19 protein-coding genes are annotated in these 23,614 nt (G+C 53.0%); 9 read left to right on the top strand and 10 right to left on the bottom strand.

What is annotated here, in order from left to right:
* Nucleotides 1-9: 9 nt before the first annotated feature.
* From AAY72_RS00720 to AAY72_RS00705, 4 genes are read right to left on the bottom strand one after another with little or no spacing between them, the layout of a single operon-like run.
* Nucleotides 10-270, bottom strand: a complete 261-nt coding sequence (locus AAY72_RS00720; RefSeq protein ID WP_057785184.1) for a DUF2007 domain-containing protein — start codon at nucleotides 268-270, stop codon at nucleotides 10-12.
* A 23-nt stretch (nucleotides 271-293) separates the two neighbouring features.
* Nucleotides 294-1,895, bottom strand: a complete 1,602-nt coding sequence (locus AAY72_RS00715) for an L-lactate permease (protein ID WP_057785183.1) — start codon at nucleotides 1,893-1,895, stop codon at nucleotides 294-296.
* Entirely contained in the window at nucleotides 1,895-5,470 is a 3,576-nt protein-coding gene (locus AAY72_RS00710; protein WP_057785182.1) for an efflux RND transporter permease subunit, read from the bottom strand. The genes AAY72_RS00715 and AAY72_RS00710 overlap by 1 nt, the downstream gene beginning before the upstream one ends.
* Nucleotide 5,471: 1 nt before the next feature.
* Nucleotides 5,472-6,686, bottom strand: a complete 1,215-nt coding sequence (locus tag AAY72_RS00705) for an efflux RND transporter periplasmic adaptor subunit (protein WP_057785181.1) — start codon at nucleotides 6,684-6,686, stop codon at nucleotides 5,472-5,474.
* 385 nt (nucleotides 6,687-7,071) lie between these two features.
* Here AAY72_RS00705 and AAY72_RS00700 point away from each other — a divergent pair, with 385 nt between their 5' ends.
* A complete protein-coding gene (locus AAY72_RS00700; protein WP_008949411.1) occupies nucleotides 7,072-7,380 on the top strand; it encodes an isoamylase early set domain-containing protein in 309 nt (102 codons plus the stop codon).
* Nucleotides 7,381-7,423: 43 nt separating this feature from the next.
* On the opposite strand, the gene AAY72_RS00695 is transcribed toward AAY72_RS00700, so the two are convergent.
* Complete coding sequence (locus tag AAY72_RS00695; protein ID WP_057785180.1) at nucleotides 7,424-8,542, bottom strand: beta-ketoacyl-ACP synthase III; 1,119 nt, start codon at nucleotides 8,540-8,542, stop codon at nucleotides 7,424-7,426.
* Between the two features lie 266 nt (nucleotides 8,543-8,808).
* Between AAY72_RS00695 and AAY72_RS00690 the strand changes: the two genes are divergently transcribed.
* Both AAY72_RS00690 and AAY72_RS00685 read left to right on the top strand, forming a co-directional pair.
* The gene (locus AAY72_RS00690; RefSeq protein ID WP_057785179.1) at nucleotides 8,809-10,509 is read left to right on the top strand and encodes an autotransporter assembly complex family protein; all 1,701 of its coding nucleotides are present in this window, start codon (nucleotides 8,809-8,811) and stop codon (nucleotides 10,507-10,509) included.
* Entirely contained in the window at nucleotides 10,506-14,249 is a 3,744-nt protein-coding gene (locus AAY72_RS00685; RefSeq protein WP_057785178.1) for a translocation/assembly module TamB domain-containing protein, read from the top strand. Before AAY72_RS00690 ends, AAY72_RS00685 begins: the two co-directional genes overlap by 4 nt.
* Here AAY72_RS00685 and AAY72_RS00680 read toward each other — a convergent pair.
* Genes AAY72_RS00680 through AAY72_RS00670 form a run of 3 tightly spaced genes read right to left on the bottom strand, consistent with a single transcriptional unit; the run spans nucleotide 14,246 to nucleotide 17,066 of the window.
* Nucleotides 14,246-15,025: a methyltransferase gene (locus AAY72_RS00680; RefSeq protein ID WP_057785177.1), complete on the bottom strand. Its 780-nt coding sequence runs from the start codon at nucleotides 15,023-15,025 to the stop codon at nucleotides 14,246-14,248. The genes AAY72_RS00685 and AAY72_RS00680 overlap by 4 nt on opposite strands.
* 35 nt (nucleotides 15,026-15,060) lie before the next feature.
* Nucleotides 15,061-15,819 (bottom strand): Nif3-like dinuclear metal center hexameric protein, encoded by a 759-nt coding sequence (locus AAY72_RS00675; protein ID WP_057785176.1) that lies wholly within the window; start codon nucleotides 15,817-15,819, stop codon nucleotides 15,061-15,063.
* Complete coding sequence (locus tag AAY72_RS00670) at nucleotides 15,816-17,066, bottom strand: glycosyltransferase (protein ID WP_057785175.1); 1,251 nt, start codon at nucleotides 17,064-17,066, stop codon at nucleotides 15,816-15,818. The genes AAY72_RS00675 and AAY72_RS00670 overlap by 4 nt, the downstream gene beginning before the upstream one ends.
* Nucleotides 17,067-17,220: 154 nt before the next feature.
* On the opposite strand from AAY72_RS00670, the gene AAY72_RS00665 reads away from it, so the two are divergent.
* The 5 genes from AAY72_RS00665 to infA all read left to right on the top strand — a co-directional run bounded on the left by AAY72_RS00665 (nucleotide 17,221) and on the right by infA (nucleotide 20,346).
* Nucleotides 17,221-17,463 carry a Rho-binding antiterminator gene (locus tag AAY72_RS00665; RefSeq protein WP_008983245.1) on the top strand — a complete coding sequence of 81 codons (243 nt, stop codon included), beginning with the start codon at nucleotides 17,221-17,223 and terminating at the stop codon, nucleotides 17,461-17,463.
* A 124-nt stretch (nucleotides 17,464-17,587) separates the two neighbouring features.
* The gene (gene trxB, locus AAY72_RS00660) at nucleotides 17,588-18,544 is read left to right on the top strand and encodes a thioredoxin-disulfide reductase (RefSeq protein ID WP_057785174.1); all 957 of its coding nucleotides are present in this window, start codon (nucleotides 17,588-17,590) and stop codon (nucleotides 18,542-18,544) included.
* 50 nt (nucleotides 18,545-18,594) lie between these two features.
* A complete protein-coding gene (gene aat, locus AAY72_RS00655; RefSeq protein ID WP_057785173.1) occupies nucleotides 18,595-19,305 on the top strand; it encodes a leucyl/phenylalanyl-tRNA--protein transferase in 711 nt (236 codons plus the stop codon).
* 4 nt (nucleotides 19,306-19,309) lie between these two features.
* Nucleotides 19,310-20,032 carry an arginyltransferase gene (locus AAY72_RS00650; protein ID WP_057785172.1) on the top strand — a complete coding sequence of 241 codons (723 nt, stop codon included), beginning with the start codon at nucleotides 19,310-19,312 and terminating at the stop codon, nucleotides 20,030-20,032.
* Between the two features lie 95 nt (nucleotides 20,033-20,127).
* Nucleotides 20,128-20,346 carry a translation initiation factor IF-1 gene (infA, locus tag AAY72_RS00645; RefSeq protein ID WP_008610216.1) on the top strand — a complete coding sequence of 73 codons (219 nt, stop codon included), beginning with the start codon at nucleotides 20,128-20,130 and terminating at the stop codon, nucleotides 20,344-20,346.
* 135 nt (nucleotides 20,347-20,481) lie between these two features.
* Here the strand turns inward: infA and clpA are convergent, their stop codons facing one another.
* Together clpA and clpS are read right to left on the bottom strand one after the other, a co-directional pair.
* A complete protein-coding gene (gene clpA, locus AAY72_RS00640) occupies nucleotides 20,482-22,758 on the bottom strand; it encodes an ATP-dependent Clp protease ATP-binding subunit ClpA (protein ID WP_057785171.1) in 2,277 nt (758 codons plus the stop codon).
* A 64-nt stretch (nucleotides 22,759-22,822) separates the two neighbouring features.
* A complete protein-coding gene (clpS, locus tag AAY72_RS00635; RefSeq protein WP_008610212.1) occupies nucleotides 22,823-23,143 on the bottom strand; it encodes an ATP-dependent Clp protease adapter ClpS in 321 nt (106 codons plus the stop codon).
* A gap of 199 nt (nucleotides 23,144-23,342) precedes the next feature.
* Between clpS and cspD the strand changes: the two genes are divergently transcribed.
* On the top strand, nucleotides 23,343-23,558 hold the full coding sequence (gene cspD / locus AAY72_RS00630) for a cold shock domain-containing protein CspD (RefSeq protein WP_008610211.1): 216 nt from the start codon (nucleotides 23,343-23,345) through the stop codon (nucleotides 23,556-23,558).
* Nucleotides 23,559-23,614 lie beyond the last annotated feature (56 nt).

The raw sequence follows: 23,614 nt of genomic DNA, 5'->3' as shown, positions 1-23,614 counted from the left end.
GGGTACCGGCTAGCCGGCCGGTGCCAGACCATCTTCATCAGTAAGCGGAAAATCAACCAGTTCCGCTTGCTGATAATCCTGCAGTAGTTGCTCCGCTTGCTCTGCCTGCTCATCGGCGACAAACACATTGGCAAAACCCAGTGCTGCCAAATCCCCTACCGCACCTTGCAGATAGTGACCGCCGACATAGGTCTCAACGCCCTGGCTGTTTAACATACCGGCAATAATATGAGCTTCCAATATATCGTTGGCACGAAAGATAATTTTCATAAGGAACTCTTTTTTCTTTCAGCTTAGCTGAAAAACCAGTAAGCCACCAGTGCCGCCGCACTGCAGTAAAACAGCATCGGCCACAGGGTGTAGCGGATAATCTCGCCCTCGCGGCCATGTAAATTCACTACGCTGGCCGCCGCTACCACATTGACCACACAAATCATATTACCGGCATTGGCACCGAGCATTTGCAGTGCCAGCACCAGAGACTGCGGCAGTTCCGCCTGCAGTGCCATCTGCTGCTGAAAACTGCCAAACATCAGATTAGAGAAGGTGGCGGAGCCGGCAATAAAGGACCCCAAGGCGCCAACAATGGCGGCAAAACCCAGCCAATAGTCTGCCAGGTGTGCCGCCGCCAATTCAGCCAGCGCCAGCGGCATTGCCGGTAAACCGGCGCTGTTAACCTCAGAATGCAGAAAAATCCGTACCATCGGCACCGCCGCACCGAGCGCAATACAGGACGGTAATAACATCTGGCTGCTTTGGCTCAGCGCCTGACGCAGCACCTTAAACTTGCAGCGAAATAGCCAAAGTGCCAGCAAGGCCGTCAGCAGAAAGACGCTACCAGGTAAATATAGCGGCGCCACGCTAACACTAAGCTCAGAGCCTAAAATCTGCTGCCATTGCCAATTTAGTCCCCGTAACGCAGCTTTGAAAGGTAGCTCCGGTATCCGGGTTAACACCAGTAATGCAGCAACCAACGCATAGGGCAACCAGGCTTGCCAAAGCGGGATCTGGGCGCTTTGCGCGGTAATCTCAGGCTTGTGTTCTGTAGCTGGCAGAGTGTTTTCAGCTGCCACAGGCTTTGGCACTAACCAGCCCCGCCTTGCAGCCGTTGCCGTTAGCGCCAGCCCCAATAAGGCACCCAGTACAGAGGGAAACTCCGGACCAAGCAACCAGGTGACCAGCCAGGCCGGTAGGGTAAAGGCAAAGCCGGCGAGTAAGGCAAAGGGCGTCGCAGCCAAGCCATAACGCCAGTTGGCTTGAGCGCTGAAATAACGGCTGTACAGCAGTACCATCAGCAGAGGTAAAAAACTGGCGACAAAGAGATCAATACTGATTGCCAGCAGTGCCGTTTGTTGCAGCTCTGCCGCGCTGATCCCAGGTACACCCTGTGCCAACCCGACCAGCACCGGCGTTCCAACGGCACCAAAGGACACTGCCGCCGAATCCGCGACCAGTGCCAGCACTACAGCCGAGAGCGGAGTAAAGCCCAGCGCCACTAATAAGGGCGCCACGATCGCCGCCGGGGTACCAAAACCGGCCGCCCCCTCCAGAAAGCCAACAAAGAGCCAACCGATAATCAACAGCTGGACTCTTTTGTCGGCAGAAAGCCGGGCAAAGCCTTGTTTAATTACCTCCATGGCGCCGGATAACAGCAAGACCTTTAACAGCACCAAAGCGCCGAAGATAATCCACAGAATAGTGGCAGCGATCACCAGGCCTTCCAGGGTGGCGGCCGTTAAGTGTAATAGCGGTACCTGCCATACCAGCAGAGCTAATAGCGCAGATAACAGTAAACTCAATGGCATCGCCTGCCGGGCCGGCAGGCGCAATAATACCAGTAGGATAAAAACGCTGAACAGCGGCATTGCCGCTGTCAGCAGTTGTAACAAGGTCATTATTTTACGTTGATCGGATTTAGTTCCGCCATCTCCGCTCCGGGGCTATCGCTTGTTGGCAGCGTTGGTTTCAGCGCAAACTCATCGGCTACGCCAAAACGCTCTGCTTTACTACTCGTCGGCAACATCGCCAGGCATAACACTATCAGATAACCCAGCAGCGGGATCGCTAACAGCAGCAACCACCAGCCAGATAAGTTCGCATCATGTAAACGACGACTCATGGCAGCGATCGTCGGAATACTGATAGCAATCGCATAAGCCAGCGGCACAAACTTTAATACGCTCAACCAGGAGTAACCCAACCAGCTTGCCCAGGGTAAAGCAGTAAACACCATTACCAGACCAAACAATACCAGCACTTTCAGGGTCCAAAAGGTCCAAAACCGTGCCTGATTATCACGGCCTTTGTACTGTAAATAATTTTTCAGCACAAAGCTAAAACTCTGGATGGCGCGGGGCATAAACTTCTTCACGTCTTCCAACATCACATACAGCGCCGGGATCAGCACCAGGGTAATCACGGTTGCAAACAAGATACCGAATGCCAGCGATACCGCCATCGGGATCACGATTTTTGCCTGCAAACTACGCTCCAGCACAATAGGTGCCAAACCGACGAAGGTCGTTAATGACGTCAGTAAAATTGCCCGAAACCGCTGGGTACCGGCCTGAACCACAGCTTGCTTGATCGCCACGCCTTCGGCTCGGGCCCGGTTAACAAAGTCCACCATAATCAGACTGTCGTTTACCACCACCCCGGCCAGAGCCACTAAGCCAAACACCGACATAATGCTCATTGACAAGCCCAGCACCATATGGCCAATCACCGCACCAATCAGGCCAAAAGGAATCACGCTCATTATAATCAGCGGCTGAGCATAGGATTTTAATGGCACCGCCATTAACGCATAGATACAAAATAGCGCAAACACAGCGGCTTTCATTAAGTCACGCTGGGCGTCCATTTCATCCTGACTGGCACCATCCAGCTCACCGGTGACACCAGGATATTTCTGCTCCAGCTCTTTTATCACGGTGCGGCGCACTTCTGCTACGACTTTGCCTGGTTCAATCCGGGCTTTGTCTGCCGCGGCAGTTATAGTGACCGCGCGCTCGCCGTTAACCCTGTTAATGGCACTAAAGCTCGGTTGCAAGGTGTAGGTAGCAATTTGTGAGAATGGCACTTCGCTACCATTAGCCGTGCGGATCCGCATATTCTCCAAATCACCAATAGAGCGGCGTTCTTCCCGCGGATAACGCACCATCACTTTGATTTCTTCGCCGTTACGCTGAATACGCTGCGCTTCAGCGCCATAAAAACCGTAGCGAACCTGCCGTGCCAAATCAGCCAGCGTAATGCCCATCAGATCGGCCTCGGGTTTTAACGCCAACACAATCTCGTCATTACCACCGAGCAGGTTATCTTCGATATCAAATACACCTTCATAGGCGGCTAATGCCAGCTTTAGCTCTGCCGTGGCTTTTTGCAGATTATCCAGGTTGGTGCCTCTGAGTTGCAGCGCAATATCTGCCCCACCGCCAAAACCAGAGTTACTGAGTTTAAAGGCTTTCAGACCGGGAATTTCCGGGATCTGTTCACGCCAGCGCCGGCCGATCTCAAAACTATCCACCTCGCGGCCTTCGCTCTTATCCAGTTCCACCACGATTTGACCGGCGGTATCGCTGTTCAGGAACACCAGGCGGTGTTTTACCACCATATCCTCGCCCTCGCTCAACAACTGCTGGTCGACCCGCATCAGTGCCGCCTCAATTTCCTTAATTGCCAGCACCGTTGCTTCGTTCGAGGCGCCCTCTTCCATCTGCACCGTCGCCTGCATAAAGTCGTTCGGCACATCCGGGAAGAACACCCAGCGCACAAAGCCAGCCGACATCACGCCAAACATCAGGATCAACATGGCAAAGAACGCAGCCATGGTGACATAACGGAACTCAATACATTTTTCAATCAGTGGCCGATAGCGCTGTTCAATAAAGTTGTTCAGACCGCGCGATACTGCGCCACGAATTTTTTTCAGGGTGTTACTACCAAAACGACCGAGCGCGTAGATCCCGCCCTTATCCGGATCCCAGGGTTTGGTATCCATATTGGCAATGTGCGCTGGTAGGATAAATTTGGATTCGATAATGGAGAACGTCAGACACAACACCACTACCCAGGCAATCGAACCCCAGATCGCCGATTGCGCGCCGCCGACCATCAGCATCGGTACAAAGGCGGCAATAGTGGTTAACACACCGAAGGTGGCCGGCATCGCAACTTTTTTCGCGCCGGCAATGACCGCATCGGTAGATTTACCGCGCTTTTCAATTTCGCTGTAGGCACTTTCACCGATGATAATCGCATCGTCGACCACTATCCCCAGTACCAGGATAAAGCCGAACAAGCTAATCATATTGATAGAGACATCAAAAAACGGCAGTGGCAACATGGCCAGGGCACCGAGAAAACAGACCGGGATCCCCACCATAACCCAGAATGCAATGCGAAACTCCAGAAACAGCGTTAAGGCAATCAGGACGAGTAACACCCCCATTAACAGGTTGTCGGTCATCAGATCCAGGCGGCCTTGCAGGTAATAACTGGAGTCGCCCCAATAGTCGAGCGACACCGAAGGTGGCAGCTCAGTGCGTTTTTTCTCAACATACTGCTTCACCGTTTCGGCAATGCGTAAGGTATCGTCTTCACCTACGGCGTCAATGCGAATCGATACGCTGTTCTGACCGTTAAAGGTGGCCAGTCGTACCCGCTCGATAAAGCCGTCGGTTACCGTGGCGATATCACTTAGCAGCAAGCGGGTACCATCAGCATTTTTTACCAACACGATGTTATCAAAATCGTTCTGGTAGTAGGCCTGGCCTTTAGTACGCAGCAGGATATTGCCGCTCTCTGAGCGTATCGAGCCGCCGGGTAAGTCTACTGAACTGCCGCGGATGGCGCTGACCACTTGCTCAAAGGTTAAACCGTACTCACGTAACCTATGCTCCGGGATTTCCACTGCCACTTCATAGTTACGGGCAGCGACGACATCGACCTTACTGACGCCGGGTTGTTTTTTAATTTCATCACGTATTTGCTTCGCCAGCTCTTTCAGCGTTTGCTCAGTAGCATCACCAAACAACGATAACCAGAGCACATTACTCTGGAAGCGAATGCGATAAACAACGGGGCGTTCAGTTTGCTCCGGCAAGGTGGAGATGGAGTTAACCTGGGTTTTAATCTCCTCCATCACTTCCTGGATATCGTAACCCGAGGCGATTTCCGCGACTACGGTACCCAAGCCTTCCACCGCGGTGGAACGGATCCGTTTAATACCGTTAACACCGCGGATGCTCTCTTCAATTTTATCAATCACACCACTTTCAACTTCTTGTGGTGCCGCCCCCAGGTAAGGCACCCGGATATTCACCTGCTCCAGCTGAATTTCCGGAAAAGCTTGTTTTTTAATAGTGAGTACTGCCCCCAGGCCGGCCAGTAACAAAATGATCATCAGCAGATTGGCTGCCACGCTATTGCGGGCAAACCAGGCAATAATTCCCTTATTGGTATCCATCTTAGTTCGCCTCGTTCAGCTGTTGCGGCTCAGTGGCTTTAGCGGCGATAGCGGTTTCTGCTGCTTCGGCAGGCGCATCACCTGCTACCCGCACCGTGGTGCCGGCCAGCGGATTCGTTACCGGTGATACCACCAACCGATCACTCGCCACCGTACCGCTACCGACATAAGCAAAGTTGGCATCGGCACGATTAAGCTCGACAGCACGGAATTGCAGCAGATTGTCAGCATCGACTACCAGCAATTGATTACCGGGACGTAATAAATGCCGTGGTACCTTAGTAACCTGAGATGCGGCAACCCCGGTAATTTCTGCCTGCACAAAACGGCCAAATTGCAGTGGTGGCTGACTGCCGGCTAATTGATAGGGATCGCGCACTTCGGCCACCGCGTAGATCACCCGGCTACGCTCGTCTAACACGCCTTCAGTCCGAACAATGCTGGCTTGCCATTGTTGTGGCTGCCCCGCAACCACGGCGCTCAGGGTGACGGGGATGTCTGAAACTGAACCCAGTTGCTGTGGTAAAAAGCCAAAATCAGTATCCGTCAGTGGTAAGCGTACTTCTGCGACTTCAGTGCCCAGGATGGCTCCTAGCTGGCTGCCGCGGCTGATAAACTGCCCCAGATTAGCCATACGACTGCGCACCATGCCATCGTAGGGCGCGCGAATTTCTGTGCGGGCTAAATCACGCTGTGCGCGCTCTAACTCAGCTTCTTTTGATTGCACATTGGCCAGCGCACTGGCCAATTGTGGCTGACGTAAACCTAATGCCGGCGCCTTACCTTCAGTAAAGGAGCGCCATTCGGTCTCTGCCACCCGGGCACGGGCCCGCTCTTCTTCCAGCTGCGCTTTGGCACCTGCCAGTGCGGCTTCAGCAGCCTTAACGGCCGTCAGATAATCGGCCGGCTCAACCTGCACCAACAAATCACCCTTTTTGAAAAAACCACCGGCAACAAAGTTGTCAGACACTGCCAGAATGCGACCATTGACCTCGGAAATCAGCGTCGTTTCTAACTTGGGTGTGACAGTGCCCTGTGAGGCTATGCGGTAAGTCAGATCCTGCGGTTGCAGCTCAGCCGTATTGACCAGTAAGGGTAAGCGCTGCTCAGCGACTTTGGCCGGTGGCTTGCGCAGGGCGCCCAGCCCCGCTGCTAATAACACCGAGCTGATGATAATAATGACCGGTAAGCCGACTTTAATAAATTTTGAGGCCATGCGTTTTGTATCCTGCAATGTGATTTTTCTTCTACTGGCAACCATTTTACCCGCTTAGCAGCGAGCTGCAGCAGGCGGAATGTTAATCTTTGTATCAAGTCAAAGTGTAATACTGAAACCACTCTGGCGCTGCGCTTGAGCGCAACTTAACCCAAGATACGTAGCAAAGCCTGTGACAGCTTGCTTTGGCGCACTAATACAGCGCCGGTCACGCTAAGCCAGCTAATACGCGATTCGGCACAACTAAAATATTTTGTTACAAAGTTCTTTTTTAGCGACTGCATACCTATGCTGCTTTTTTGCGCATTGGCAAAGCCGAAACTTTAAGGTAGCTTAAACCGGTACCGAATACAGTTTTCGGTATGCAAAGCAACAGGAGCTAGCTATGAGCATAAGTAAGCAGTATTTAAAGACCAAGCCCGCTTGCAAAGTGACCTTTAAACTGACTGCCGACAGGCTACCAGCCGCGACACAGGTTGCTTTATTGGGGGAGTTTAACGATTGGGATCCGGCAGCCTTGCCGATGAAGAAAAGTAAAAGCGGCGAGTTTAGCGCTACTGTCACCTTGCCGGTAAACAGCGAATATCAGTTCCGCTACCTGGTCGATGGCGGCACCTGGCTTAATGACGAAGACGCCGATGCTTATCTACCCTCCCGGGTATCGTACGATGAGAACTCGGTGATCCGACTCTGAGCAAAGGGGCAAAGCCCCTTTCATTTATCTAACCCGATATAACTCAGCACTTTTCCAGTACCACACACCCGACCGAATAACCCGCGCCGAACGAGCACAGTATCGCTTTATCACCACTTACCAGACCTTGCTGGTACTTATGGAAGGCGATAATGGAGCCGGCCGACGCCGTGTTAGCATAGGTATCCAGCACCAAAGGCGCCTCTTCTGGTAAGGGATCGCGGCCAAGAATTTTCTTCGCCGCAAAGATATTCATATTGATATTGGCCTGATGCAGCCATAAGCGTTTTAGATCGTCCGGCGCCAGGTTCTGGGCTGCCATCTCATCCTGAATCACGTCAGCCACAATAGGTAATAACTCTTTGAAAACTTTACGGCCCTGTTGTTTGAAAAACGGCGCTTTCGGATCCTGCTCGGTAAAACAATGCTCGGTGTAACCGATATCACAGCGGATATTATTCGAAAACGTGGTTTTCAGGCGCATCCCCAAAATACGAAACGCCTGCTGACTGCTGCAGCTGTTTTCCGCTTCAATAATGGTCGCGGTACAAACATCACCGAAAATAAAATGGCTATCGCGACTGCGATAATCCACCTGGGGTGAGGCAAATTCCGGATTGACCACCAGCACCACTTTCGCGGTCCCGCCACGGATGGCATTAACGGCATTACTGATCGCGAAAGTGGCGGAAGAACAGGCCACATTCATATCAAAGGCATAGCCGCCGGCACCTAACGCCTGCTGCAGCTCCACTGATAACGCCGGATAAGGGCGCTGCATATTAGATGCAGCACAAATAATTAAATCAACATCAGCAGCGGTTTTGTTGGCTTGCGCTAAGGCTTGAGTCGCGGCCTGCACAGCCATTTCAACCATCTCTGGTAACTCATCCTCACCGCGCTTGCGAAATACCGGATGCATAATCTTTGGATCTAAAATACCGTCTTTATACAACACATGACGGGCCTTAATGCCGGAGGCTTTTTCAATAAACTCGGTACTGGAGTATTCCAGCGCTGCGATCTCACCGGCGGCAATGGCCGCGGCGTGTTCTTCGTTAAACTGATCGACATATTGATTATAACTTTGCACCAGTTCTTCATTACTGATGCGATGTTGCGGCGTAAATAATCCTGAGCCGCTAATCACTACCTGCTGCATGCTGCCACCTGTTCTATGCTGAATTCAGTACCGGAAACTGAACCTTTGTCTGTTTTGCTAATCAGTATAACTGAAATGCTGGTCAGAGGTGATGCTTTCAAGCGGATGTTCCAGGCATAACTGCCTAAAATTCCCTCAGTTAGCCGCAGTTTTACTGAACTCTCCCCCAGCTTAAGGTAAACTCTTTGTAATCAGAAAACAGAATGAGTACGGCGGCCTGCACCCGGCCGGCCGCTCCGCCGGTTTAGTCACGGCACAGGAATCCGATGCGTTATTTGTTGCTGACATTGCTGCTGTTTACTGTGCCTGCGCAGGCACAAACTACGCTGCGACTCAGCGGCTTGACGGGTGAGCTTGAAGCCAATGTGCAACGTTATCTGGACCGCTATGCCGCAACAGAAATCTCAACCTCACTGCGTTTTCAATCCCGGTTAGAGCAGGATATTGGCACCGCACTGCAGGCGCTGGGTTATTATCACAGCGAAATTGATATCAGCTTGCAGCGCAATGGCCGCAATGGCAGCCGCCTGCTGATTCGTGTCACGCCGGGTGAGCCTACCAGAATCAAAGAAACGGATCTGCAAATTCTTGGCGATGCGCAAAACGATGCGGATTTTCTCGCCATACTGGCGCAAGCACCGAAAGTTGGCGACATTGTGCATCATGGTCGCTATGACAGCTTTAAAGCCTCGCTAAATAGTCTGGCACAGCGTAAAGGCTACTTTGATGCCCGCTTTAGCATACAGCGGCTGGAGGTCGCACCGTCGCGCCGCGAAGCCTTTGTCCGCTTACATTTTGACAGTGGCATCCGCTACCGTTTTGGCCAGGTGAGCTTTAGCGGCCAGCAAATTGCCAGTGACCGCCTACAATCACTGGTGCCCTTTCAAGCCGGCGCACCTTATCTGGCCAGTCAATTAGGTGAATTGAATCAGGCGCTGGCCAACACCAATTGGTTTTCTTCTATTCTGGTTACCGCTGATACCGAAGCGATTACTGAGCATACGTTGCCGATCAATATTGAATTGGCGCCACGCAAGCGTAATAGTATTGAGACCGGTATCGGTTACTCGGACGATGTTGGCGCCCGTTTAAAGCTGAATTGGTTAAAGCCCTGGCTCAACGAGCGTGGCCATAGCCTGAACACCAAACTGGCAATTTCCGGCGCAGAGCAGAGTGTTGAAGCCGCCTATAAGCTGCCGTTGCAATCAGTCGCCACCGATTTTTGGCAGTTGCAATACGGTTTACGCAACCGCGACTATCAGGATACCCGCGCTATCGAATCAAACCTGGCGCTGGAGCGCCATTGGCTGCTGGCTAACGACTGGTATCGTACTGCCAGTATCCGCTGGTTGTATGAAGACTATACTCAGGCCGACCAGGAGGATAGCAGTAGCCTGCTGATGCCCGGCATCAGCTTTTCTCGATCCAGACAAAGTGGCAGTGGTATGCCGCGTCAGGCCGATCGGCTGTTACTCGGTATTGAGGTGTCAGATCCGTCCTGGGGTTCGGATGCCAGCTTTGTAAGACTGCGTGGCCGTGCCGGCTATATTGACAGCTTCGGTGATCGCCATCGCATGGTCAGCCGGCTGGACGCCGGCGCCATCCTGATGGAAACGGTCGAGAATCTGCCCCCTTCACTGCGGTTTTTTGCCGGCGGTGATAATAACCTGCGTGGTTATGCCTATGAGTCGGTATCCCCGCTGAATCAACAGGGTGAGTTAATCGGTGGCCGCTATATGGCAACCGCGTCTTTGGAGTATCAATACCGGGTAACGGGTAATTGGTGGCTGGCAACCTTTGCCGACTACGGTAGCGCCTGGACCGACAGCCCGGACTGGAAACGTGGTGTCGGCTTTGGTGTACGCTGGGGCTCGCCGATTGGCGCGGTACGAATCGATTTTGCCTGGGGTCTTGATGCTGAAGGCTCGCCGTTTCAACTGCACTTTTCATTGGGGCCGGAACTATGAGGCGTGTGCTAACCTGGCTTAATCGCGGTTTGCTGCTGCCACTGCTGGCGCTGATTTTGTTGCTGCTAGGGTTGCTGTTTACCCAACCGGGTTTGCGGCTAAGTATCTATGTGGCCGAAAAAGCCTTGCCGGCATTACAAGTAGCGGAGGTTGAAGGTGCCTGGCTAAGCGGTGCGAGCTTCCGCCAGCTCACCTATCAGGACCCGCAGTTTCAGCTGAGTGCGCAAGAACTGAGTTTGCGCTTACAAAAGCGCTGTCTGGTGCAGTTCCGGGTTTGTATACCCGAGATAAAAGTGGCCGGGTTACAGCTAAATCAGCGTCATGACGTGCCGCCAGCAGCGCCAAATGACAGCACTGAACTGGTCAGTGAGCCGGCATCTGCTGCAGGCTTGGGTATTGCCTTTCCGGTCCCGGTGCGGATTGACCGCCTGATACTGGACCAGATTGAGATTGCCTTAGCTGAGCAGCACCTTGCCTGGCAACATTTTAGTATTGGCGTTAATGCTTGGGGTAACCGCTTGCAGCTCAGCCAGGGCCGCTGGCACGGCCTGAAGCTAATCCTGCCGGAAGCCAGCGCCAGTGAACCGGTTAATGCTTATATGCCGCCGGTATTACCTGAGATCCGACTACCTTTTTCAATTTATCTGGATGATTTTCAGCTTACTGAGCTGCAGTTTATGCAGGGCGAGGTGCAGCAACAACTGCAAAGGGCTAATATCAGCGCCCAGCTAACGCCGCAACAGATCCGCATCCTCGACTTACAACTGGAGCATAGTGCATTTCAAGCCCAGGCCGCAGCCAATGTGCAGCTGAGCCAGCATTTCCCGCTAAACGCCCGCTTTGATTTGCAGCTGGCCGATAACCTGCTGCGCGATCAGCGCGTACAAGGCGAGCTGTCCGGCGATCTTGCCAGGCTACTTTTGACGCTAAACAGCAGTGGCCCGATTACACTAACGGCCCAGGCGGAAGCCGCGTTGTTAAGCGCGGATCTGCCCCTGCAGCTGAACGTTGGTGCCACGACACTGTCCTGGCCCCTGACCGAGCCGCAATACCAACTCAGCGACACCTCATTACAGCTCACCGGTTCATTGAGCGATCTGCAGCTGCAACTTGACTCTACCGTCAACGCGACTGCACTACCCGAAGCTAAGCTAGCACTTACCGCGAACTGGCGGCACTGGCAACAACAAGCCTTGATTACCAACCTCAGCCTGCTGACCCTGCAAGGTGAGGTGCAAGCTCAGGGCGAGCTGGCGCTGAGCCCTATGCTGAGCTGGCAGTTAAAACTCGCGCTCAGTGAGATTGCGCCCGAACAGTACTGGCCAGAGTTTCCCGGGCGCTTAAATGGCGAACTGGAGCTGGCAGGTCAATATCAGCCGGAACAAGGCCTACAACTTAGTGTGCCGCAGTTGGCGCTGCAGGGCGAACTCCGGCAGCAGCCGTTACGTTTACAGGGGGCACTTGAATTAAGTGGCGAACAGGCGCTGACACGCTGGCAGTTCAGCTCTCCGGGGTTGCAGTTACAACATGGTAGCAACCAACTGTCACTGCGCGGTCAGTTGGCTGAAGACTGGCAGCTTGACTCAAACTTAAACTTTCCGGATCTGGCGCAAAGTCATCCTGGCCTTGCCGGTAAGCTACAAGGCACTGCCAGTCTGCGTGGCGCCGCAGCAACACCCAAGCTGGAGCTGCAACTGAGTGCCGAGCGTTTGGTTTTTGCTGATGCCAGGCTGCGGGCGGCAGAGCTAACTGCCAGTGTAGATTTGGCCCGGCAGTGGCAAACTGAGTTATCGCTAATGCTGCGTCAAGGCCGTTGGCAGCAGCAACGGTTACAGCAGCTGGATCTGAACCTTAGCGGTAACCAGCAACAGCATCAGCTAAAGCTGGCATTGCAAGCCGATGAGCTAAACACTGCCCTGACGGCAACGGGTAGCCTGGAACCCGGACAGCAATGGCAAGGTAGCCTCGAACAGGCCAGCATCACCAGCTTACTCGGTGAATGGCGCCTGACTGCACCACTGGCGATAGTAGCCATGCTACCGGAACAAAGGCTGACCCTGGACCGGCATTGCTGGCAGCAGGAATCGGCCAGTCTCTGTTTAATCGACGCCGCCAATATCTCGGCCGGGCAGGTTAACGCAGCATTGCAACTGAGTGATTATCCTCTCCAGAGACTCAACAGCTTATTGCCGTTACAAAGCACTATTGACGGCGTGCTGCAAGCTAAGCTGGATCTGAGCTGGCAAGTCAATCAGGCACCTACTGCCGTGCTGTCGGTGCAGGCACCGCAGGGCCGGTTTGTGCAACAACTGGATGTCCCTGTTACCCTGCCCTGGCAACAACTGGAATTTAACGCAGAGTTGGCAGCGCATCAGCTGCGCAGTCACCTCAGCGTACAGCTCAGTAATAGTGGTCAATTACAGGCGCAGGCGTTAGTCAGCGATTTGGATCAAAGCAATAGACCACTGCGCGCAGAACTGACACTGTCAGATCTGACCTTAGAGTTTTTAAAGCCGCTATTAGACGAGTATAGTGAACTCAGTGGCCAAGTCTCCAGCCGGCTAAGCGTCGATGGCTCCCTCGCCGAACCCCAGGTACAGGGCGAGTTCCGGCTGGCTGATTTGCGGGTCAAAGGTAAACTGGCTCCTACCGATATTGAACAAGCCGATCTGGTGTTGAGTTTCCGTGGTGAACGTGCCGAGCTGGAGGGTTTGGTAAAGACGCCAGAGGGTCAGATCGAATTAGTGGGTCTGGCAAACTGGCAGGATTTGGCGGCCTGGGATGCCAGCCTGGCAGTCAGCGGTGATCAGTTAAAGCTACAAATCCCGCAAGCTGAACTCTATCTCAAGCCCGATTTACGTTTAGATGCGGGTCCCGGTCGCGCTCGTTTGAGTGGTGTAGTACAAATTCCACGGGCGGCAATCAGTGTCGACAGCCTGCCGCAGAATGCGGTGGGATTATCCGATGACCATATTCTGCTGGATCGCCGGCTGCAACCGGTTAGCGATCCTCAGGCCGCACAGTTTGCCATTGAAACCGATATCCGGGTGCAATTGGGACCGCGGGTGCGCCTGGAAGCCTTCGGTTTAAAAAGCCGCTTAGCCGGTGAACTCAGGGTACAGCAACAACAATTTAATCCAACAGTGCGCGGCGAAGTGTCATTAGTCGACGGCACTTTCCGGGCTTATGGTCAGGACTTATTAATTCGTCAAGGCAAACTAACCTTTAACGGCCCGGCCGATCAACCCTTTTTAAACGTCGAAGCAATCCGCAATCCGGCCAATATGGAAGACGACGTTATTGCCGGTATCCGGGTCACAGGCCCGGCTGATGAGCCAGTAGTCGCCATCTTCTCTGAACCAGCCAAACCCCAGGCCAATGCCCTGTCCTATCTGATTATGGGCAAGGATCTGGACAGCGAATCGGGCTTTAATGCTAACAGTGTTACCACCAGCCTGATTGGTATGAGTATCTCCTCCAGCGGCAAGCTGGTTGGCGAAATCGGTGAGGCCTTTGGCGTCAGTGATTTAATGTTGGATACCGAAGGTGCCGGTGATAATTCGCAGGTAACGGTAAGTGGCTATTTAACCCGGGATCTGCAGCTAAAATACGGCATTGGCATCTTTCAGCCGATCGGTCAGTTTACGCTGCGATACCGGCTGCTGCGTAATTTGTATCTGGAAGCAGTATCGGGTCTGGATAATGCTGTCGACTTGTTGTACAAGTTTGAGTTTGATTAGGCCCGTAACAGCAAATGGATATAACGGCCCAGCGACGCATAAGGCTCCTGCCGGTTATACTGCAGCTCCAACGCTTCTAACTCAGCATAATGACTTTGCTGCTGACTACGATCGCGCAAATAATCATGAAAGCAACGCACCCCGGTTTTGCCAAGCAGACTAAAGCCCGACTGCTGACACCACTGCAATACCTGCTGGGGCGATAACGGCTGCTGCGGATTTAACCGAACCGGTTTTTTCGCTTTTAACCCGGCCTGCACATAGGCAAAGTTACCGTAAATGATATTGCTTAAACGATGTGCATCCTGGTTATAAAACATCAGCGACACTATGCCGCCCGGCTGCACTAGTTGCCGTAACTGGCTAATCGCGGCTTCTGGTTTGGCTAGCCATTCCAGCACTGCATGACACAGCACCAGCGGGTAAGCTTGCCCGCCAAGCCGCTGCGGTAAGTCTTGCAGTGAACTCTGACTGATCTGTAACTGCGCGCTCAGCCCCTGAAGCTTTGCCTCCTCTGCCGCCAGTTGCAGCATCTCAGCCGAAATATCAGTCAGATGCAGTTGATGCCCCAGCGCAGCCAGCTTTAGCGCCAGCTGGCCCTGGCCGCCGCCAACATCGAGAATGGCGGTTGGCGTAGCGAGCTCGGGTAATTCCAGCAAATCACGCAGCAATACCGCTTGGCGAATTTTACCCTTGGTAGTCTGGTAAATATTGCTGGCAAAGCGGCTGGCCAGGTTATCAAAATTACGATCTTTTAATGGCTTAGATTGGCTCATAGTGGCGTTGGCTAAAGCATCTGGTTAGGCCGGCTCTAGGCCGGATTAGGAATATCGATAAAGTGGACGCTGAGGCCAAGTTCAGCCGCCAGGTATTCGCCCAGCGCTTTAATACCATAGCGCTCGGTGGCATGATGGCCGGCGGCAATAAAATGGATCCCCAGCTCGCGCGCCACATGAATGGTTTGCTCCGACACTTCGCCGGTAACAAATAACTGCGCCCCGGCCGCCGCCGCTTGTTCAATATAGCCCTGGCCGCCACCGGTACACCAGGCGACAGTGCGGATCTCACCAATACCGGCATCTTCGAGCAAAACCTCACGCTCTAGCTGCTGGCTAAGCGATGCCGCAAGCTGTGTGAGCTTTGCCGGCGCGGGTAATTGCCCCATTTGCAGTACGCCAGCAGGCTCAGCGGTTAACACCGGCTGCGGCGCCGTGATCCCCAGTATTTTGCCAAGCTGAGCGTTATTACCCAGCTGTGGATGCACATCCAGTGGCAAATGATAGGCCAGTAAATTGATATCATGTTTCAGCAAGGTGGCCAGGCGCTGCTTTTTCATCCCCACCACCGGCATCGCTTCGTTTTTCCAGAAATAGCCATGGTGTACCAGCACCGCATCGGCGTTGAGCGCCACCGCCTGCTCCAGCAGGGCCTGACTGGCGGTCACGCCGGTCACTACCGTACGGATCGTGTCGCGCCCTTCTACCTGTAAGCCATTCGGGCAATAATCTTTAATGCGGGCACTGCCGAGTTTTTCATCAATAAAAGCGACGAATTGCTGCCGTGTAATCATGTTGAAACCCTGTTTTTTGCGGTGATCCACAGCCCCATATAGTGGCTGCTGCGATAAGCGTGTGATTGTAACATCAGGCCGGTAAAATTGCGTTGCCGCCGCGCAGCGGTTTGCTCAGCACTAGCATTGAGCAAAGCTGCTAATTGTCGCCAAACCCGGCTTGCCTGCTCAGCGCCAAAGCGCTGCTGCAGGATCTGATAGCCCTGCTGCTGTGCTGCCAGCCAGGGCGTTTCATCCTGATATAAAGCCACGGCGGCCTGACAAAACGCCTCTGCAGTATCGGCAATAGCGCCGCCCCAGCCTGCGCCAGCCTGCATGCCCTCGGCGCCAATTGAGGTGGTAACACTGGGAGTGCCGCATTGCATCGCTTCGAGCAATTTGCCTTTTAACCCGGCGCCAAATTGCAGCGGCGCCAGGCAAAGCCGCGCCTGTTGCATCACCGCTACCGCGTCCGCAGCCCAGCCTTTCACCAAAAAACCGTCACGGGCATTATGCAATGCCGTGGCTTTAGGCGGCGGATAGGCGCCGTAAATATGTAACTCGGCCTGTGGTAAGGCCTTACGGATCTGCGGCCAGAGTTGTTGTTTCAGCCAGAGTACCGCCTGCCAGTTCGGGCCATGGCGAAAATTGCCGATACTGATAAAGTGTGCGCGCTCAGCAAAAGCCGGCACGGCCGGCACTCTGGCTGCATGCCAGAACGGACAGTAACAGAGCAGCTCAGATGGCACCCGGTAATGCTGCTGTAGCAACTGCATCTCATAATCGGAAATCACCAATGTCAGATCACAGCGATAGATGGCGGCAATTTCCCGCAGCGCCAGCTCGTTATTTAGCCGCGCTACCGCTACCTCTTTTGCCACCAGCGCGTCCCCGGCTTTAACGGCGTCGAGCCTTGCCTGACGCAGCGCATGTAAGTCTTCCATATCCAGTAAGCGCAAGGCATCCGGGCAACTTGCCGCGACCCGCCAGCCAAACTGTTCTTCCAGCATAAAACGGTCAAATAACACCGCCTGCGGGTTCACTTCTTTCAGCCACTGGTCAAAGCTATCGCAATTTAGGGCAATGCGCTGTTCCGTTACACCAATGGCCGGTAAATCCACCCGATGCGGCCCGGGCTCAGCCGTGCTGGCAAAGCAAACCTGCCAGCCTTGCGCCTGAAACAGCTGAATTAAACTCAGCATCCGGCTGCCCGCCGCGGAAGACGCCGGCTCAGGCCAGACATAGCCGATCACCACCAGTAATGGCATAAGGCCTCCTTACAAAAGAGCGTATTGTAGCGGCTCAAAGCCGCAGGGTATAGCAAGCAGACCAGGCGGCTAGCTACAACAGACTGATAGGTTGCAGTTCAGAGTGAGTTTGGCTATACCTTGCTGAACTGAACGAGCCTGGGATGACACGACTATGCTGGATTGTGACAAACATGATTATATCGAGATTGTCTGCCTCTATCGTTATCCGCTGCTGCTGACACTGCACAATGGCGATATGCTAAGTGGCACCGCCATAGACACCCGCTATAACGCGACGCGACAGGAATGTTTGGTGCTGCAGCAGCAGAGCACGCAACAGCTGCTACCACTGTCTCAGATCCGCCAGCTAAAGGTAACCGTCGATAATCCTCATCTGCAACAACTTATTTTTTAATGCTGCGTGCGCCTTTATTTACAGTTATACCGTCGCCATTTCCCGACAACGGGGTTTCGCTTTGTGCTGGCTTTCCGTAGAATCCCGCTATCTTTTTTGCATTATTTTCCAATGGAGTGCTCTGATGTCAGAGGTTAAACACAGCAAACTGCTTATTCTGGGCTCTGGCCCTGCCGGTTACACTGCCGCCGTTTACGCGGCTCGCGCCAACTTACAACCGGTACTGGTAACCGGGATGCAGCAAGGCGGTCAGCTGACCACCACCACCGAAGTCGAGAACTGGCCCGGTGATGCGCACGGTTTAACTGGCCCGGCGCTGATGGAGCGGATGCGTGAGCATGCGGAAACCTTTAATACCGAAATCGTGTTTGACCATATTCATACCGTTAACCTGCAACAGCGGCCCTTTATCCTGACCGGCGACAACGGCCAGTACAGCTGTGATGCGCTGATTATCGCCACCGGCGCTTCCGCCAAATATCTGGGCTTACCGTCGGAGCAGGCGTATAGCGGCCGCGGTGTATCAGCCTGTGCTACCTGTGATGGTTTCTTCTACCGCAATCAGAAAGTCGCGGTAGTCGGTGGTGGTAATACTGCGGTGGAAGAGGCGCTGTATTTATCCAATATCGCGGCCGAAGTGCATTTGGTGCACCGTCGTGACAGCTTTAAAGCCGAGAAAATTCTGATTGACCGCTTAATGGCTAAAGTTGCCAGCGGCAATATTATTCTGCATACCCACCGCGAACTGGATGAAGTGCTGGGTGATGAGATGGGCGTGACCGGTGTGCGGTTAAAGTCGACTCAAGGCGAAGCGGCAAAAGAGCTGGCACTACAAGGCGTCTTTATCGCCATCGGCCACAAACCCAATACCGATATTTTTGCCGGTCAGCTGGAAATGAATGGTGGTTATTTGAAAGTGCAAAGCGGCACTGAAGGCAATGCCACCCAGACCAGCATCGCCGGGGTGTTCGCTGCCGGTGATGTGGCAGACCATATCTACCGTCAGGCCATTACCTCAGCCGGTTCCGGTTGTATGGCTGCGCTGGATGCCGAGCGCTATCTGGACGCCCTGGGTAAATAACAGCGTATGAAGCCGCAACATGCGGCTTCAGCTTGCCCGCGCCCTGCCTGATGCCTATCTATCTGCCGGAGCTATTAGCAGATGAACTCTGGTTCCCGCCCGTACAACAGGCGCTGCGGGAGCCCGATGGCTTGCTGGCGATGGGCGGTGATCTCTCGGTCGCACGCCTGCAGCTGGCCTATCAAAGCGGTATCTTTCCATGGTTTTCTGAAGGCGACCCTCTACTCTGGTGGAGCCCTGCTACCCGCGCTGTCTTTGCACCCGATACGCTCAGCTTAAACCGTACCTTGCGCAAGCAATTACGCCGTGAGCAGTTAACCGTCACGCTAAATCAGGCGTTTGCCGCAGTGATCAGCAAGTGTGCCGAACCCCGGCCCAGTCAGGCACAAACCTGGATCCTGCCACCGATGCAGCAAGCCTATCTGGCGCTGCACCAACAGGGACTGGCGCACAGTGTCGAAGTCTGGCACGACAAGCAACTGGTCGGTGGCTTATATGGCGTGCAGCTGGGGCAAATTTTTTGTGGCGAATCGATGTTTAATCGCATCGATAATGGTGCCAAATTTGCGTTGATAGCGCTGCAACAGCATTTGCAGCGCTATGCCCCCGGCTGGATTGACTGCCAGTTACCCAACCCGTTCTTAATGCGCTTGGGGGCGACCGTGTTGCCGCGCCACGATTATCTGCCGTTATTGACTAGCTTAAGTTCACAAGCGGCCCCTCCGGGGCACTGGCGACCGCAACCTTTGGTGTTGGAGTAACGCAGTGACTGAGCAAAGCCTGCAATTTGGTTTAACACCGCCCGCAGCGTGCAGTTACCTGGCAACGGAACAGGAACAACTAGCCGTGCTGTTAACACCAGAACCGCTGGATGCCAGTTTATACCAATTACTGATCAAACATAATTTCCGGCGCAGCGGCAATCAACTGTACCGGCCACATTGTCCCAATTGTCACGCCTGCCAGTCATTGCGGATCCCGGTAACCGATTTTAAAGCCAGTGCCAGTCAGCGCCGCCTATTGAACAAAGCGGCACGCAGCGGCTGGCATTATCAACTGACTAAAGTGCCCGCTTCGCCCGCGGAGCGGCAACCGTTATTTCATTTATTTGCCGATTATATTGCCTTTAAACATTCGGATGGCGTAATGCACCCAGCAACTCAGGAGCAACTGGACTCCCTGCTGGACAGTACATGGCAGCCGATCAGATTACTGCAGCTGTATCAGGCCGGGGTGTTACAGGCTGTAATGGTGGTGGATGAACTCGCCGGCGCTTATTCAGCAGTGTATACCTTTTTTAGCCAGCAAAGTGAGCCCTTCTCGCCCGGTAAACTGGCGATCTTATATCTGCTACAACTGGCAACAAGCCAGGATGCCGACTATGTTTACCTTGGCTATCAGGTCGATGGTTGTCGTAAAATGGCGTATAAACAGCAATTCTTACCGCATCAGCGTTATTTTAACGGTAGCTGGCACTCATTTGCTTAAAAAAGCGCTTGCTGCTTTACTTATCGGCTGCTTTTCGGCACAATCTGCGCTGTTTTTCCAAAGGCACCAAATTTTATTAGAGGCGAGTACGCTGAATGGCGAAAGAAGATGTAATTGAAATGCAAGGTACCATTTTGGATACCCTGCCAAACACCATGTTCAAAGTTGAGCTGGAAAATGGTCACGTGGTGATCGCACATATTTCCGGCAAAATGCGCAAAAACTATATCCGCATTTTAACCGGTGACAAGGTTACCGTAGAACTGACGCCTTATGATCTGACCAAAGGCCGGATCGTATTCCGCCAGCGTTAAGCAGCCTTAGCCGCCGCCAAATATCAGGATGTTGGCAGCGCACCAGGCAAACCCGGCTTAGCCGGGTTTTTGCGTTTTAGCTGCCAATACCGTCACTGTAATCGCATTATGGCTGTTGTTGCAGTCGCCGGGTGATCAGCCCGGCTGTGCTTCGGTGGCAATGGCTTTAGCCGTCTGGTAGTGAAATTCCAGTTTATCCGCCACCAGTTCAACCCGCACATCACCGCCTTCCGTTAGCACCCCAAACAGGATCTCATTAGCCAACGGCTTTTTCAGTTGCTCCTGGATCACCCGCGCCATCGGCCGGGCACCCATCGCATGATCATAGCCCTTAGCCGCCAGCCACTGCCGCGCTTCGCTACTGAGCTCCAGTGACACCTGTTTCTTATCCAGTTGTACCTGCAAGTCACAAATAAACTTATCAACAATTTGCAGAATAATCTCCTGATCCAAATGTTGAAACCAGATAATGCCATCGAGCCGGTTACGGAACTCCGGACTAAAGGTTTTATTGATTTCACTGAGCGCATCATGACTATGATCCTGCTGTTTAAAACCAATCGACTTACGCACCGTTTCCTGTACCCCGGCATTGGTCGTCATCACCAGGATCACATTGCGAAAATCAATCTTGCGACCGTTATTATCGGTCAGGGTGCCGTGATCCATTACCTGCAACAGGATGTTGTAGATATCCGAGTGCGCCTTTTCGATTTCATCCAATAGTACCACCGAGTACGGATGCTTGGAGACCGCATCAGTCAGCAAGCCGCCCTGCTCAAAACCAACATAGCCCGGTGGCGCGCCAATTAAGCGACTGACTGCATGGCGCTCCATATATTCTGACATATCAAAGCGCAGCAGCTCTACGCCCATCACCTTAGCCAACTGCTTGGTGACTTCGGTTTTCCCGACCCCGGTAGGCCCGGCGAACAGGAAGCTACCAATAGGTTTTTCCTCATTACCCAAGCCGGAACGTGATAAGCGGATCGCCGCCGTTAGCGCTTCAATCGGTTCGTTTTGGCCAAACACCACCAATTTCAGGTTACGATCCAGATTGGCCAGCACATCTTTATCCGAGGCGGATACGGACTTCTCCGGAATACGGGCGATTTTGGCAATCACTTGCTCAATCTCAGCGACATTAATCACTTTTTTGCGCTTCGATGCCGGTAACAGCCGTTGTGAGGCACCCGCCTCATCAATCACATCAATGGCTTTATCCGGTAAATGCCGCTCGCTGATATATTTTGCCGACAGTTCAGCAGCAGCGCGCAGTGCTTTCTGGGTGTATTTGACATTATGGTGTTGCTCGTAACGTTCTTTTAAGCCCAGCAGTATGCGGGTGGTATCTTCGACACTGGGCTCTACCACATCGATTTTTTGAAAGCGCCGCACCAGTGCGGTATCTTTTTCGAAGATATTTTTAAATTCCTGATAGGTGGTCGACCCCATACAGCGTAAGCGGCCGCTCGACAGCAACGGCTTAATCAGATTCGAGGCGTCCATCACGCCGCCTGAGGCCGCACCGGCCCCAATCACGGTATGAATTTCATCAATAAACAGGATGGCATTTTTCTCGCGCTCAATTTCTTTTAATAGCGATTTTAAGCGCTTTTCAAAATCACCGCGGTATTTGGTACCGGCCAGCAAAGCGCCCATATCCAGCGAGTAGATGGTGGCATCAGCAATCACATCCGGCACTTGCTGCTTGATAATACGCCAGGCCAGACCTTCGGCAATGGCGGTTTTACCGACACCCGCTTCACCGACCAGCAAGGGGTTATTTTTCTTACGTCGACAAAGGATTTGTACTGCCCGCTCTACCTCTGCATCACGGCCAATCAGCGGATCAATCAGGCCATTTTTTGCCTGCACATTCAGGTTAGCAGTAAAGTTTTCCAGATAGCGATGCTCTTCACCGCCCTGCTCGCCAATCTCGTCCTGAGGGACGTCTTCGTGTTGTTCCAGCTTTTCAGTTTTGGTAATGCCGTGCGAAATATAATTCACCACATCCAGCCGGGTGATATCAATTTTCTTCAGCAAGTAAACCGCCTGCGATTCCTGCTCAGAGAAGATCGCCACCAGCACATTGGCGCCATTGACTTCGGACTTACCTGAGGATTGCACATGAAAGACCGCGCGCTGTAATACGCGCTGAAAGCCCAGTGTCGGCTGCGTATCCCGCTCCAGCTCGCCTTCCGGCAACACCGGGGTGGTAGAATCGATAAAGCTGGCCAGCTCCTGACGTAATTTATCCAGATTGGCGCCGCAAGACTTTAAGGCCGCACCGGCCGAAGGGTTATCCAACAACGCTAATAACAAATGCTCAACCGTCATAAACTCATGCCGGCGTTCGCGCGCAAACCTGAATGCCATATTCAGCGTTAACTCAAGATCTTTATTTAACATACATCACTCCTAATCCACCTGAGTTAGAGACATCCTTGACCACAGCCCCGGGATGCCAACGGTTTTAAGCGCGTTCCATGGTACAAAGCAACGGATGCTGATGCTCTTTAGCATAGGTCATCACTTGCTGCACCTTGGTTTCGGCAATTTCGGCAGTAAAAACCCCACAAACCGCACTGCCTTCGTAATGTACTTTCAGCATAATTTCGGTGGCTCTTTCATACTGCATATTAAAGAACCGGCTCAGTACATCGATGACAAAGTCCATCGGGGTATAGTCATCGTTATGCAAAATCACCTTATACATCGGTGGCGGTGCCAGCCGCTGCCGGGTGAGTTCTGCAATATCATCAAAATGTACGTTGGGATTCTGCTTACCGCTCATAAATTAACTATAGCCATGCGAGCGCCATCCAGCAAAGGCGCGTGTTATTAAAATTGCGTAAAGGTTTTAGCTTATTTTTGCAAATACCTTGACTGTTTGCTCAAATTATCTACATTAAATAACGGGGCCTGTTGCGGCTCCTGCTATGTGCCTCACTAGCATACAGAATATAGCTAACTTAGAGAAGGAAGTAAGTAGTATGGCTACCGGTAAAGTGAAATGGTTCAATAATGCCAAAGGATTTGGATTTATCCGGGAAGACGGACGTGACGAAGATATCTTCGCACATTATTCAACCATTAACATGGATGGCTACCGCACGCTGAAAGCGGGCCAGGACGTGGTATTCGACTTGTCTGAGGGCCCCAAAGGCTTACACGCTGTCAATATCAAACTGCCCGGTGTCGATGAATAGCACAGCGGACCTGAAAACAAAAAAGCAGGCGGCGCCTTAATGCCGGTCAGTTAAGC

The sequence above is a fragment of the Alishewanella sp. WH16-1 genome (assembly GCF_001441695.1).
Lineage (GTDB): Bacteria > Pseudomonadota > Gammaproteobacteria > Enterobacterales > Alteromonadaceae > Alishewanella > Alishewanella agri.
Note: the sequence above shows the minus strand (reverse complement) of the source record. Positions and strands in the feature narration are given on the sequence as shown.

Coding starts and splice junctions, on each gene's coding strand:
- AAY72_RS00680 (WP_057785177.1), bottom strand. CDS start 15,025: ATGAGCCAATCTAAGCCATTAAAAGATCGTAATTTTGATAACCTGGCC.
- AAY72_RS00705 (WP_057785181.1), bottom strand. CDS start 6,686: ATGGCCTCAAAATTTATTAAAGTCGGCTTACCGGTCATTATTATCATC.
- trxB (WP_057785174.1), top strand. CDS start 17,588: ATGTCAGAGGTTAAACACAGCAAACTGCTTATTCTGGGCTCTGGCCCT.
- AAY72_RS00715 (WP_057785183.1), bottom strand. CDS start 1,895: ATGACCTTGTTACAACTGCTGACAGCGGCAATGCCGCTGTTCAGCGTT.
- aat (WP_057785173.1), top strand. CDS start 18,595: ATGCCTATCTATCTGCCGGAGCTATTAGCAGATGAACTCTGGTTCCCG.
- AAY72_RS00690 (WP_057785179.1), top strand. CDS start 8,809: ATGCGTTATTTGTTGCTGACATTGCTGCTGTTTACTGTGCCTGCGCAG.
- AAY72_RS00670 (WP_057785175.1), bottom strand. CDS start 17,066: ATGCCATTACTGGTGGTGATCGGCTATGTCTGGCCTGAGCCGGCGTCT.
- cspD (WP_008610211.1), top strand. CDS start 23,343: ATGGCTACCGGTAAAGTGAAATGGTTCAATAATGCCAAAGGATTTGGA.
- clpS (WP_008610212.1), bottom strand. CDS start 23,143: ATGAGCGGTAAGCAGAATCCCAACGTACATTTTGATGATATTGCAGAA.
- clpA (WP_057785171.1), bottom strand. CDS start 22,758: ATGTTAAATAAAGATCTTGAGTTAACGCTGAATATGGCATTCAGGTTT.
- AAY72_RS00665 (WP_008983245.1), top strand. CDS start 17,221: ATGCTGGATTGTGACAAACATGATTATATCGAGATTGTCTGCCTCTAT.
- infA (WP_008610216.1), top strand. CDS start 20,128: ATGGCGAAAGAAGATGTAATTGAAATGCAAGGTACCATTTTGGATACC.
- AAY72_RS00710 (WP_057785182.1), bottom strand. CDS start 5,470: ATGGATACCAATAAGGGAATTATTGCCTGGTTTGCCCGCAATAGCGTG.
- AAY72_RS00720 (WP_057785184.1), bottom strand. CDS start 270: ATGAAAATTATCTTTCGTGCCAACGATATATTGGAAGCTCATATTATT.
- AAY72_RS00695 (WP_057785180.1), bottom strand. CDS start 8,542: ATGCAGCAGGTAGTGATTAGCGGCTCAGGATTATTTACGCCGCAACAT.
- AAY72_RS00675 (WP_057785176.1), bottom strand. CDS start 15,819: ATGATTACACGGCAGCAATTCGTCGCTTTTATTGATGAAAAACTCGGC.
- AAY72_RS00700 (WP_008949411.1), top strand. CDS start 7,072: ATGAGCATAAGTAAGCAGTATTTAAAGACCAAGCCCGCTTGCAAAGTG.
- AAY72_RS00685 (WP_057785178.1), top strand. CDS start 10,506: ATGAGGCGTGTGCTAACCTGGCTTAATCGCGGTTTGCTGCTGCCACTG.